This is a genomic window from Limnovirga soli (assembly GCF_013106755.1).
In the GTDB taxonomy this organism is placed as follows: Bacteria; Bacteroidota; Bacteroidia; order Chitinophagales; family Chitinophagaceae; genus Limnovirga; species Limnovirga soli.
In genome coordinates this window covers 206,403-220,320 of record NZ_WHPF01000004.1, presented here as the reverse complement: position 1 = coordinate 220,320, position 13,918 = coordinate 206,403, and the positions used below count along the sequence as shown (strand labels likewise).

The following is a 13,918-nucleotide window of genomic DNA, read 5'->3' as shown; positions in this document are numbered from 1 at the left end:
AAAATCCCTGTAACACATTGTATTACAGGGAATTCGTTGTTTTTTGAGGTTTACACTGTGACCCCCATAGTACAGTTTTCAAACCATTTATTAATGAAATTTAAAAGAATTTATGCGTTAAGAACTGTTATACCAGTTAAAATACTTGAAGCAGCGGTATAGTGCGATGCTAAGATCAATAACCATCTATACCGCAGCTAGGTAATTTAGCTAAGATTTGTAATTAGTGTTAAATAAACCTTTCTTCCTGTATTACTAACCTGTTATATTTCGGCCAAATTTGTTTCACCTCCAAATTTTACTTAGGTAAAGATTGTTTGTAACAATGCTCTTTTCTTTAAAGCATGATGGAAAATTTTTTTCGACGGTAAAATATCACTTATTCGAAGAATTCTTCGTAACTCTTTGGTTTACTCATAATTTTTAGTAATTTTACTCATTATATTGAGTAAATAGTATTTTATGTTTGAACGACCTCATTTACAGACACTTATAAAGAGGATGAAAGAGCCAAGAAGGTTCGCGCAGGTAATTATGGGACCTCGTCAGGTGGGTAAAACTACCTTAGTGACCCAGCTGGTTACCCAAGTAAAAATCGACTATCTTTTTGTTTCTGCGGACGCTGTAGCTGCCAGCAATGCAACCTGGCTGGAACAACAATGGGAAGCTGCCCGTACAAAACTGGCACAACTTGAAACGAAAGAATTTTTATTGGTAATTGATGAAATACAAAAAATTAATAACTGGAGTGAAACTGTTAAGCTGTTGTGGGATACTGACACCCGAAACAATTTAAACCTAAAAGTAATCCTGCTGGGGTCATCCAGATTATTATTGCAGCAAGGACTTACCGAATCACTGGCCGGCAGGTTTGAAAGCACTTATATGAGTCATTGGTCTTATGAGGAAATGCAACAGGCTTTTGGATGGGATGTAAATCAATATGTATGGTTTGGTGGCTACCCCGGATCTGCAAGTTTAATAGAGGATGAAGATAGGTGGAAAACCTACATAACAGAATCGCTGATCGAGACAAGTATTTCAAAAGATATTCTTATGCTAACCCGTGTAGATAAGCCTGCATTGATGAAGCGCCTTTTTGAATTAGGCTGTCTTTATTCAGGGCAGATCCTTTCCTATACAAAACTACTCGGCCAACTACTAGATGCCGGAAATACTACTACCCTGTCTCATTATTTAGCATTACTGAATACGGCCGGTTTACTGGCAGGCATTGAGAAATTTGCACCGGATGTGATCCGTCAACGATCAACCAGTCCTAAATTTCAGGTGCATAATACCGCTTTAATAAGCGCTCAGAGAAATGATCTGTTTAAAAATACACTTGCCAAACCTGATGAATGGGGCCGCTTGGTTGAATCAGCCATTGGTGCACACCTCATCAATCATTCTCTTACCGAAAAATTCAACTTACATTACTGGAGAGAGCGGAATGAGGAAGTAGATTTTGTTATTGAAAGAAAGGGAAAAGTTATTGGCCTTGAGGTAAAAAGTGGTGCCGCGGGTTACACCTCAGGAATAACTGCTTTTAAACAAAAATTTAATCCTGATAAAGTTTTACTTATTGGAAATGCAGGGCTGCCATGGCAGGATTTCCTTAAACTAAACCCAGTCAGCTTATTTTAAAAAATGCAATAACAACATGGTCAAATAATTTTTAACATTAAAGTGAGTGATTGGCAAACGCTAAGGTGTAATAATAGCAATATTTACAGCGATTCCTAGAAATACTGAAGCAATTCCATTGAAATATTTCTCCTAACAAATAACAATAATCTTTTTAAAACACTAAAGTTTTAAGTACTAAATTTTACTAATAGTGTAAAGCGCAAATGGGTTTTCTTAAAATGAATTGTTATTTTCAGACTAGATTAACTAATAAATTATCAACTTTTGTATTATAAAGCAACACCTATATTGTGTCACACATTCTACTTTTGCACCAATAATTAAAAGGAATAGAATTCTAATTTTATTCATGCGGTACAATCATATTTATTCACTAAACTAAATATTATTTAAATCTCAGATTAACTTGCAAAATACAGGTAGTAATAGCCTCCTATCTTCATACTTAAAACATGAAGAAAAATGCTAAGCAGGTACTGCTTTTGCCACAGTTTAAAAAATTTATCAGCGCTTCCAAAACTGGGCGCAGAACTCAACCAAGCGGTAAAAGAATTACAAAAGAAACGGTGGAACAGTATACTATGGCAAGTCGCCTGATTACTGAATTTGAACTATCCACAGGCAAACCACTCTTAATTACCTTTATCAATAGGGCCAGCTTGCGGGATCAGCAAAAAGAAAATAGATATTGGGATGCCTTTTACAGACAGTTCAGAGATTTTCTCTATCGCGATAAAAAATATTACGATGCTTATGCTGGCGCGGTATTTAAAATAATCAAAACCTTTTTCAATTACCTCGCAAAAGAAAAGTCACTTCCTGTAGGCAATTTTCATAAACGTTTTCGCATACCTATAAGCAATATAGCACCAATTGTACTTACGCCACAACAACTTCGCTTCCTTGTGCTTGATCAGCAATTTGATAAATCATTATCCAGGCATCTAAAGCGCACAAAAGATATTTTTGTATTTGGATGTACAGTTGGCCTTCGATATTCAGATTTAATGAGGCTCAAACTAAAAAATATCCATCATAGTCAAGAGGGTGCACTGCTCTCGATAATTACTCAAAAAACAACCACAGAAGTACAGATACCTCTACCCGATTATGCCTTATCAATTCTTAAAACCTATAAATCCAAATATGGCAGCAATCTTTTACCCTGCTTATCAGCTACCAATTTCGACCTACAGATAAAACAAATAATTCAACTTGCAGGCTGGATACATCCTTTGCCAAAAATAAGGTTTCGGGAAGGTAAGCCTATAGAAATTAAAAGGAAGAATGGGCAGTCCTTCCGCTTTTGTGACCACATGAGCGCACATACCATGCGCAGAACCGCAATTACAACCTTATTAATGCTGGGAGTACCTGAAATGATGGTTCGCAGGATATCTGGTCATGCTGGTGGCAGCAAAGAATTTTACCGTTATGTATGCCTCGTACAAGATTATCTGAATGTAGAGGTAAGAAGGGCGCAGCAAAAATTACTTACTGAAATACAGCTTAAAAAATAGTGTATAAAACATGCTCAATTTTCCATAATTTGCCAATATTACAAGGGTAATCTGTTCTTTGAAACGTTTTACAGTAAAGGCATTGAATCCATTTGCATTATTATCCGTTCGGATTGACAATGAGTGGAATATCTTCAAAAGCTGCAGGCAGTGTAGAAAATAAAATAAAATTTAATGACGGTTCAGAGTTGCAGTATAAAGAATTTAGCGATGGAAGCGGATTAGAATTATACACAACATACTTTAGAAGCCTTGACCCACAATTAGGCAGATGGTGTCAGATAGACTCAAAGCCTGATTACTCGCAAAGCTTGTATGCTTCAATGGGCAATAATCCAATTTTGTATAATGACAAGTTAGGAGATTCTCTTCCACCACCGCCAAAACCAATTAATCCATTAGCCCACATTATGCCTTATAATTTTGCTACATCGACCAATAACCAGGCAAATCAGGGTCAAACAAATACAGCTACTAATGAGATAGAATCAAAATCAATTGGAACATCTAATACAAGTACAAAAGCTACTACTTTAAATGGCTATACAATTACAAATAAGATCGTTAAAGAAGCAGATGTATTTAATTCTGGTCTTGGAGATAAGGTTACAGTATCATCATTTAAAGGAGTGACGAATGGAACAGATGGTTCTATAATTAATGACATTTCATTGAGTAATGGTAATATTGATGGTGGTTCTATTTCGGTTGGTGGTGTTGTAACAGTGGGTGTTAATACCGATTGTTCAATTTCATTTGGTCTTGGCGCTTTTGGATACGAAGGGCATATAGGAGTTGGGCTGGGGGTTGGTTTAGGCCAAATCTCCGGTGGTGGTAGTCATATTGATAAAAATGGCAATAGTGGTGGTGGAGATTTGAGCATACGCCCCGGTTTAGGTGCACTTGTTGTGGCTGTGGCAATTCTTACTAATACAGAAGGATCTATAGTTCCTTTGCTTTCAAAATTAGCACCAAAATAGCAGAGAATAGGCTATGTAAAAATTATTAGTTGTTCAAAACATTTGATAATTAAACGAATATTTCAATTAATATAGATGCAAAAAAAAGTAAAAAATAGAACACGAATCATAGCGCTATCTATCTTAGGTATTTTTATCTTTTCCGTTGTAAAAATATATAATGGCTTTTTGCAAAATGAAAAAGCTCTTACCGAAGATCTTCCATCCACCTATTCACTCACTTTGGAAGATTCCAATTTAATTTCAAAAAAATATCAAGGGAAATTAAAAGTAATTGAAGTTTATCAAAGTAAAGTAAGAGCTCCGATAGCAATTTTAGATTTTGATAATAAATATCATTTGATAATGTATAAAATGATATTACAGAATGATGTTTCATTAGAAAATATTTTACATGTAGAAATGAAAAGCGTTGATTTATCAACAGGATATAGTTATGGAACAATAGGTAGGGATATAATCTATAGATTTCGGTATAAAGCAGGAGCTATAAAACCTGCTTCTGCTCTTTATTTAACCTTAGCTGGGGATTCGCTACAAAAAGTCGAAATAAATGATACGATTATAAACTATCATTTATTAGCTGATAATTTTTCGATACGATATTCAAAGGAAGACCCCGTAGATATCCTTGTAATAGGACAAGAAAGACCATTGGGGGAAACCAGTATAGTGCCAATAGACTGTTTATTTTTAAAACGTAATAGAAGCGTTTATTTATTGTTAATGACGCCTATTAACGCTAATGCTTCAATTGAACCTCATTTACTTTATAATATTGTAACAGGTAATTAAGATATTGTTCTCTTTTGCCGCCGTGAGTGCGACCAAATCAACGGCTTCTTTATCCGTAGTGTTTGTTCCCATAGTTTCTTTGTGGGTGGCAGGAACTCGTCGGTTCGCTACGAAAAGGGCTCATTCATAATCCAATCGTTCATGTGAGTGACAAAAACGGGCGATGCTATGTAATACTCTTACTGGTGACTGAAATATTCTTTTTTTTAAAAAATCTAAATCAAAAAGAAAATACATATAATAAGTCCTTAAAATACCCAGAGCGTTATTTGTATATTTATGTGAGCGATCACATGAAGAATACAAATTAGTTCTTTGATTAAATTCGGCCAATAATATTAGTAATAAATTATTATCCGTTCGGGTTGACAATGGCAGGGATAAGTTCTAAAGCTGCAGGAACACTTGCCAACAAATATAAATTTGGAGGTAAGGAATTACAATCAAATGAATTTGCGGATAACAGTGGTTTAGAACTCTATGATTTTTCTGCACGTAATTATGACCCACAAATAGGCAGGTGGTGGAGTGTTGACAAGAAAGCACACCTCAGAGTTTGGCTATCACCGTATAATTTTTGCCAAAACAATCCAATTTTAAGAAATGACCCTGATGGAGCTTTGGATGGAATTTTCGATGAGCAGAAAGACGGTTCTTGGAAAAGGCGTGAAGGAGTTCAAAATGACGGTGGTGAGAAGAACCATACTTTTATACATAGAAATGGAGATGTTTCTTTCTATAATGGCGAAACAGGAAAAATGGTTGTTACTAAAGCAGGGTCTATAGAAAGGAAAATGAACGAGTATCGACAAACACAAATAAAACTTAATAAAGGATTAGAGAAAACAGGTAGTGTGGTTTCTGCAATAGGAGATGGGGTGGCTGCTGTTGGTTATTTAGCAGCCCCTTTTACAGAGGGTGCAACACTAAGTATTGCCGGAATTGGAGAAGGTATATCTAAGGGTGGTAGTATTTTAGAGTATTCAGCAAGAATTAAGAGAGAAGGATTAACTAATGAAATTAAAACCGAATTGGCTGTTGATGCTGTATTTGAATTAGCTCCTGTTCCATTTGAGATGGTTATTAAAAAAACTAATTTGGATGAATCTGCAAAGAAAATTTTAAAAGCACAAGTAGGTAAAACTAACTTATTGATTAATTATTCAGTAAAAGAAAGTAAGAAGGAAAAATGACGAAGATAATTGCTATATTTATTTTACTAATAGTTGTTATTCTAGTAAAATTCTCATTTAAGTTTAAGAATAACAAAGAAAGTGATTATATCACAAGAATTAGATTATTAGGAGCAGCGGGCTTATTATTACTCTTAGCGATAGGATTTTTCACAACAGATAAGTCCTTTTGTTATTACTTTCCTTTCTTTTGTAAATAACCACAAAGCCCCTCACGGGGCTTTTGTTATTTATTAGGTTTTGTTTTTTTAGTAGCCATTTTAACTTTAGTGTTTTTACCAGCATCTGCTTTGTTGAGTGTAAAAGAAAATGCTTTTTGCTGCATTAGTTTGGCGTACTCATTGCCGACAAAGCCGAAGAGTAACCTTTTCTATCCTTGATAAAGTAAAATTGATTGATACTTTAGACAAAGACGAAAAAAGCTGTCTGCTTAAAATGATTGCTATTGCCAAAAAGAAAATGAAAGATAATTTGGCTACCCTTATGCAGGATTAAAAAAGCCCTGCCGAATGGCAAGGCTTAAAAAGTTATTTTTTTCTAGTTAAAATATACTTACTCGGTTTGTCTTTTAGACTTAATTCAAGGATTTCTAAATTATCTTCCGTGTACACTTTATAAGAATATTCTTTTTCATTAAAATATTGCTGATTAGCATCAATTGAAAATACAATCTTCTTATTTTCTAATGATAAAGTATAAGTAAAATCAATTTCCTCCCTTGAAGGCTTTGTAATTTTACCTTTACCGTCTTTGGTAAATTTGATTTCAGGACAAACATTACAACTCAAGCCATCAATATTTATCAATGACCAAATTCCAATAATAAAAATATGTTCTTTCATCGCTTGGGAATTACAACTTAATGAAAGTAGTAGGACAATATCTAATAATATCACTTTCATAATTATTCTTTATGTTTTGGTTCAGCAGCTCTTAATGGACTTTCTCCTTTTTGGCCTTTCTCTTTATATTCTTTACGTACTTTATTTTCATTTTCGACTGCATTTCCTGTATCGGACTTTACTGCTTTAGGAATGGCGTGACCTACTAATTCGTGTGCCAATATATCTGCTGGATTATCCCTTAACTGCTTGCCTTCTGTGTCTTGCAAATTTGTATTTTCATTGCCCGAAATCCAAGTAGATTGGTCTGTACCTTCACCACCTGCTGTTGCTGCACCTCCCCAATCTTTATCAGTGTCATATTCTTTACCACCATAGGTAAATTTCTCAGCAATTGCAATTGTAATTTTTTTATCACTGTTTATTCCTTCAACCAATTTGTCGGCATAGTATTTAGAAAATTTAGTAGCGTCTCCTTTAGCACTAGCTTGATACAACACACCATTTTTATCAAACGCAAATGTACCAACTGCTCTTGCATTTATCATCTTTAAAATTGGTGCCCTATCTGCAACATTAGGAACTACTATTTCTCTTCCGTCTGGATCTATATATTTTATGGGATTGTTTGCAACATAACAGTACGGTGATAGGCTCGGATATTTCCCCGCTAGTGGGTCAACAACTTCCCATCTACCTATCTGCACATCATACATTCTTGCACCATAATCATACCAATCAAGACCACTCCCATCACTAAATTCTTTTGATTGCTTTTCTTTGCCATTATACTCATACTTATTGCCCACAGAGTTTGCAGCTTTGCTTGATATGCCACTCATGGTAAGTCCGAACGGATAATAATTTATGGCCTTGAAAGTGCTGGAAATTTATCAAAGAGCTTTTTAAAAACCCAATAAAATTGCCTTCATGAATATATAAATATTCGCCTTAAATTTATCGATGTATAATCACTTATTTTATCTCAAATTACATTTATTGTATAATGCTTACCCAGTCCACTGCTTTTAAATTTGCAATATGAAAAGAAATAATATTCATGCAAAATACCATTTTGGGCTTAAAGCATTGGTTTTTCATAGGATTCATTTTGTTAGGTATTTGCTGCTTTGAAACAGCAATACCTAACTTGTAGGTTAGGAACAGTTTAGATCCGATTAACCATTCGGATGACCTTAGGGAAAGGCCGGAGCACAACCTAGAAGAAATGAACGAATTTGGGTGAAGGTCACAAGAGTTGTCCGAATGTAGGCTGTATGAGTAGCAAGGAGTATGACAAACTGCAAAGCATCCGTAGGAAAATGCAGTTAAAAGCATTCCTTAAAAGGTTTTTATAAGAAAATGCTTTTTGCTGCATTAGTTTGGCGTACTCCTTGCCGACAAAGCCGAAGAGAGACCTTTTTTCCTTTTACTTCTGCAAAAAGTGACGGTTGCTATTCGGGTAAAGTTGGTACGTTCAGCTTGATGAATGCTCCCCGCTTTACTGCAGGTTTTGCGCCATATCGTGACCTCCATTTATAAAAAACACCTCTTGAAACACCTTGTGCTTTACAAAATTCTTTTGCACTTATGCCGCTGTGGGTAAAGTCTTCAAAGAGTTTTTTTATTTCCAACGAAGTGCGGCGGTTGCGTTTGTTTTGTAGCTGATCCATCTGAAGCCAATTGAAGTTTAAAAAACAAAACTAATGACTCAGAAAATTTAATTCAAGGTGTACTTAGACGTGGGGAAACCTATAACAACCTTCTTTATTGTTATATTATTCCTAATGCAGTAAAAAAGCCGCTTGGCTTTTACCAAACGGCTGTAATATTTAAAGCATGAACTACCCGATGAATGATGGCTATTTAAAAGTCTTTCGCCAATACTCGACGTCTTCATTCTTCCTTCGGCTTATCCAATTATCCCTTGTCCTAATCACAGTAAACCTCGTGGCATCTTTATTATACAAATTGTATAATAGCAAATTGGCTGCCCAATCCGATTTTTCATTGGTAAGCAATTTCAGCCAGTCACTATTACTTAATGATTTGATAGTGTTAAGCATTGAACTGTCTTTAATTTTTACCGATACTGTATAAATTGAGGGTAAAAAATCTCCAAGGCTATCTTCTCTATACGTTAATAAAACTTTATACTGGATAGAATCATTATTAATATATTTATAAATACCATTCAATTGACTGTACCCAATATTTGTAATCAATAATAACCCCAAAAAAACCACTATATTTTTTAAGTACCTCATTGCAATATTTTTACATTTATTTTAATAACAAATACTTCTTATTGACCCGGCTTACCTGACTGCTTCTTTTTTTCTTCCGCTTCTTTTTGAACCTGTTCTGCTCTTTTGGCTTCACCCTGTGCTTTATAAGCATCGTAAGCAGTCTGGTCTGTATTGGCTATTTTAACTGTTTTCATATTCGATGCAAATTGCTTTGCTATGTCCGCTAAACTAACTTTACCATCTTTATAATCTTGAATAATTTGTTTGGTTTTGTCTCCGCCAAACGTAACCCCTAACTCAACGGCTACCGCAATTTTATTTGCAAATCCCTTTGATTCTATGCCTATCTTGTTTGCAGCATATTCATCAGCAGTTTTTGTACCACTCCTAACTGCTTCATTGTTCTTTTGCAAATCTGAAAGATTAGACCTGTTTGTTAATTCAAATGAAAGGTTTGCGGCGCTATTACCTAAAGTTTTGCCAGGGCTTACTGTTATTTCCCCATTGCCGCCATACTCTTTATCATCATTGATTGTTGTTTGTTGGCCAATGCTAATTATTTGACTGTAGTTGTTGTTAGTAACTCCTGCGGTAATAAGCAAGTTTGTAAATGTCTGCGACTTTTTCCCTTCATCAATAATATCTTTTACAGGATCTTCGCCTTCTCTGCCATCTTTATCTATAAACCTTACAGGATTATCAAACGCATAAACATAAGGGCTCCAATTAGGATACTTTTCTGCTTTAGGGTCTATCGTCATCCATCTTCCTATCTGTGGGTCTTGCATTCTTGCGCCGTAGTCGTACCATTCTAACCCGCTACCGTCTGTAAATTCTTTGCTTTGCTTCTCTTTGCCGTTATAGAGTATTTTATTATCCAGCTTGCCTGCGCTCTTAGATGATATACCACTTTGTATCAACCCGAACGGATAATAATGTGTTTCCTCCACCAATGGTCCTCTCATTTGGACCACTTGAAAATTATCAAAGAACACATCGATATTGCTTTCATTACTGCAATAGACATAAAGATATCCATTCTTAGTGATATCTATAGGTGCATTATTATAATTAACTAACTGTTCATTTGTTCCAAGTGGATAAAATCCGCTATTTGTGAGCACCGGCTTAAATTGTTCATCAAATAAAATCCAGCTAATACCACCCTTAAGCGGCAGTGTTCCGGTTACTCTGGAAGATTGATTAAGAAAACTATTTATTTGTGTTGAAGCATCTGGGGTACTGTTCAAAACGGTAGATGATGTTACTACTCCATGGGTATTACCAACTACAGCATTACTTCCTGTAAGCACCGCTAGAAAATCAGTTAAGGCGGTGCTGATAAGATTATTATTATTTGGCGTAGGTTGATTGGTGTAGGTATAATATGATTTACCCATTATTTTTACCTGGTCACCACTCATCACTTTCAAGGTAATACCCAAGCCTGTTTTTAAGCCTATTGCTCCGTTAAGCTTGTATAATTTTTTACTATTCCCCCCGGTGCTGGCATATGGATTTGAATTCACATAACCTCCACTACCAGCATCCTGGTTATTGTTCTTATACGATGGAGTATTCGCTACAAATCCAGGAATATCGTTTTCATCCACAATATTCACCGACTCATTAGTAATAAAATAATACTCCTTTTCTTTTGCTAATGCTTGTGCATTATCTTCAAGTGTTGCAGCAGGATAAATATCTTCTTTTAGTTCATCAGTAAGAACCATTCTGATATTTCCCAAGTGATCCTTAACAAAGTAATCAAAATTATACTTATAGCCACCTGCCCCATCATCAACCCTTCGTATCCTCCCTTCTTCCTGATTAATGAATTGAAGGCCATTGTTTGTTTGAGGTATTGGATCATTCGGTGTTGAATAATAATAGGAAGATGTTTCTTCATACACACACAGCCCCATATATGAAGTAGTTACTGTTTTTACGATATGGCTATTGGCTGAACTAGCATTCTCTGCAACTATTTTCTCTAATTTATTGCCAGTAGCGTCATATATATATTTTATAGTTCCTTTAGTGGATGAGCCGTTATCATTTGTAATTCCTGCATCGTTCTGAACGGTAATCATCCACGGAAGATTTTGAAAACTATATTGAATTGCGCCACCCGTAGCTACATCAATCCCTGTTGCGCCGTCCAATGATTTATTCTTGTCCGTTATTAAATTTCCATTGATATCGTAGCCGTAGTCTGTTGCATCAGTATTCTTATCATAAAAATCACCTAGCTTATTATTTGCAGTGATTTGATCTGTTACTGCCTGGAGTTTATTAGAATTATTATAATAGGAATAAGCGAGATCATCAATTTGTACAGAATTCGAAGAGGCGCTTCCGATCTTTACCCCCCACTGCTGCATCCGCAAGATATTCCCGTTTTCATCGTATGCAAGTTTATAATTCACCCCATCTCCCATTTTTACAGAAAAATCTACTTGCGCAGTTTTATCCCAAGCTGTGCCGTTAGATTGATTAAAATCTGCATACAGCAACCTGTTTACATTGTCATAGCTAAATCCATATGCCCGTCGCTCTCCATCCCCTTTACTTCTCCAGGTCGTACCACTAATATTGCCTCCATATTCTTTTTTCTGAAAACCCCAGTCATAACTAAGCTCCATACCAAACCAGCGATCAGTAGCAGTACCATTGATATTGCAGTACTCTTTATTAATTGACTTTAACCAGCCCCGGATATTATATGAATAATCTAGCGTTTCTATTGGAAGTGTTGAAGTGTAGTTTCCGCTTGATGCATCTTTTTCCTGACCCAATTCCTTTGTTTCCAGCAGACCCATGGGTGTATAAGTGTTATCGGCTATTTTGGTTACAACCGCCGGATTAATTCCCGTTGCGGGGGATGCCTGATTATAAATACGCTTTTTCACTTTTAATACTCTCCCAGCATGGTCAAACTGCATATCTGTGCCAACGCCGGTACCTAAAGTATTTACAGTCGGGTAAGTATGGCCGGTATATGTACTTAAAAGTTTCCCTGCAAAATCATAAAGATTTACTGTAATGTCTGTGCCTCCCTTAAAATTAGTAGCGTTAGTTTGAATTACCCTTCCCTTATTATCGTAAAAAATTGCGGTGGAAATCCAGCTGTTATTTTCTGTTGAAGCAAGATTATCGGCATTTTTTATCACCCGAATCTTTGTACCAGTTGTCACCCCAGTTAGAATTGCATTTGAAGTACCTGGATTTGTCTCTGGTGCCTGGTTGATAATAGCCTGGTCAAACTGGGTGTTAAAGCCAGCATTATAGCTATTACTGCTTAAGTTATCATATGTCTTGTAGTATGTCTTTGTTAAAGCAATAAATTGCTGACCAGTAATACCAGGCAATGGATTAGCATTTACAATGATATTTTCATTATCTGCTGTTAATGTCGTATTAATTGTAAAATCAAGTTGATCAATTGCTGCCTGCAATGTTGCTGAGGTGATAATAGTTGTAGAATGGGACAGGATGCCTGTCATAATAGGCATGTTTAATGCATTATAGAATGTCACCATCCATTGATTTTTTGCACGCATATTTCCATCCTGTGTATATACTAACCGATCCCGATCATCATAAATCATATACACAAAAGCAGATCCAGGCACTTTCTTAGCTGTCATTCTTCCTTTTGCGTCATACTCATAATGAAAACATAATTCTGCTGCATTACTGTTTGATATATTCCAATTATCCTGACTGTTCATTTTTGCAACCAGTTTTGGTGTAATCACGAATCTCAGCCTGTCAAAATCATCATACACATAGTAAGTACAAAGCCAACCATCATAAAAAGATGTTGGCGTGTTGTCTGCCTGTACCTTCTTTAAAATTACTTTTCCTCCTTTATCTGTGTACTCTATGGTTTGTACCCCTCTTTCATCAATAGTGACACTTTTAAATAAATCTCCAGTGCTATACAATAGTTTACTTGTTGATGCCTTAAGTGAAGTTGGGTCAGAGGGGTTAATTAAGATTGACCATTTATACACCAAATCGATAGTGCTAGAATTGACAAGAGATTGTTTCACAAAAGTACGCTCTGTTGCTGTACCTTCTGAACCAGCCCAGCTATTTCCTGGAGCAAAGCTTTTTAGTACCCGGTCAAGTGGAGACGTTTCATATATATCATGACCATAATAAATATTTTCTCCGCCATACTCTTTTTGACTAAACTTCTTTTGCTCGTCATACGGTGCTGTCTTGAAGTTACCAGTTCCAGTAGTATTAAGCGTTACATTCGGAAGCAATGTTGAAACAAAAGGTAAATATTTATACGTTTCCCTTCCTGATAGATCATACTCATTTATAGAAACGATATCACGCTTATCGCTACTCATTTGCCAGCCAACCGTTTGTAACTGATAACCCAATCCGTCAAAATATTGAGAAGCTCTACGTACCTCATCAACACTTCTGTTAATAGAGACAACTTCGCTTTCCAAAGAATAAGGCAATTGGGGTTCATAAATAACAATTGCATTTACATTGTTCTTATTGTATGTCGCTGGGAGAGTTGGTAATGTCCGAGGGGCAATCCCGGGATTGCCCGGGCCTGTTACGCTATTTTGGGGTGTATTTCCCTGCCCAAAACATATTATGGAAATTACAAGACAAATAGTTAAAAGCGTATATCGCATGGTCTATACTTTTGATTTGTAA

Annotated in this window: 10 protein-coding genes; 5 read left to right on the top strand and 5 right to left on the bottom strand. The window is 35.8% G+C overall.

The window, feature by feature from the left end:
* Positions 1 to 462: 462 nt before the first annotated feature.
* From GD597_RS06490 to GD597_RS06470, 5 genes are all read left to right on the top strand, one after another.
* Positions 463 to 1,647, top strand: coding sequence for an ATP-binding protein (locus tag GD597_RS06490; RefSeq protein ID WP_171607016.1), 1,185 nt, complete (start codon positions 463 to 465; stop codon positions 1,645 to 1,647).
* A gap of 455 nt (positions 1,648 to 2,102) precedes the next feature.
* Positions 2,103 to 3,170, top strand: coding sequence for a tyrosine-type recombinase/integrase (locus GD597_RS06485; protein WP_171607015.1), 1,068 nt, complete (start codon positions 2,103 to 2,105; stop codon positions 3,168 to 3,170).
* Positions 3,171 to 3,262: 92 nt separating this feature from the next.
* Entirely contained in the window at positions 3,263 to 4,150 is an 888-nt protein-coding gene (locus GD597_RS06480) for an RHS repeat-associated core domain-containing protein (protein WP_262888843.1), read from the top strand.
* A gap of 75 nt (positions 4,151 to 4,225) precedes the next feature.
* Positions 4,226 to 4,945 carry a hypothetical protein gene (locus GD597_RS06475; RefSeq protein ID WP_171607013.1) on the top strand — a complete coding sequence of 240 codons (720 nt, stop codon included), beginning with the start codon at positions 4,226 to 4,228 and terminating at the stop codon, positions 4,943 to 4,945.
* A 323-nt stretch (positions 4,946 to 5,268) separates the two neighbouring features.
* Positions 5,269 to 6,138, top strand: coding sequence for an RHS repeat domain-containing protein (locus GD597_RS06470; RefSeq protein WP_317170293.1), 870 nt, complete (start codon positions 5,269 to 5,271; stop codon positions 6,136 to 6,138).
* Positions 6,139 to 6,665: 527 nt separating this feature from the next.
* On the opposite strand, the gene GD597_RS06465 is transcribed toward GD597_RS06470, so the two are convergent.
* The 5 genes from GD597_RS06465 to GD597_RS21875 all read right to left on the bottom strand — a co-directional run bounded on the left by GD597_RS06465 (position 6,666) and on the right by GD597_RS21875 (position 13,896).
* Positions 6,666 to 7,040, bottom strand: coding sequence for a hypothetical protein (locus tag GD597_RS06465; protein WP_171607011.1), 375 nt, complete (start codon positions 7,038 to 7,040; stop codon positions 6,666 to 6,668).
* 2 nt (positions 7,041 to 7,042) lie between these two features.
* Entirely contained in the window at positions 7,043 to 7,849 is an 807-nt protein-coding gene (locus tag GD597_RS06460) for an RHS repeat-associated core domain-containing protein (protein WP_317170292.1), read from the bottom strand.
* 585 nt (positions 7,850 to 8,434) lie between these two features.
* Positions 8,435 to 8,653, bottom strand: a complete 219-nt coding sequence (gene tnpA / locus GD597_RS06455) for an IS66 family insertion sequence element accessory protein TnpA (RefSeq protein WP_171607009.1) — start codon at positions 8,651 to 8,653, stop codon at positions 8,435 to 8,437.
* A gap of 189 nt (positions 8,654 to 8,842) precedes the next feature.
* On the bottom strand, positions 8,843 to 9,247 hold the full coding sequence (locus GD597_RS06450) for a hypothetical protein (protein ID WP_171607008.1): 405 nt from the start codon (positions 9,245 to 9,247) through the stop codon (positions 8,843 to 8,845).
* Positions 9,248 to 9,285: 38 nt separating this feature from the next.
* Positions 9,286 to 13,896, bottom strand: coding sequence for a DUF6443 domain-containing protein (locus tag GD597_RS21875; RefSeq protein ID WP_216368528.1), 4,611 nt, complete (start codon positions 13,894 to 13,896; stop codon positions 9,286 to 9,288).
* Positions 13,897 to 13,918: the final 22 nt, after the last annotated feature.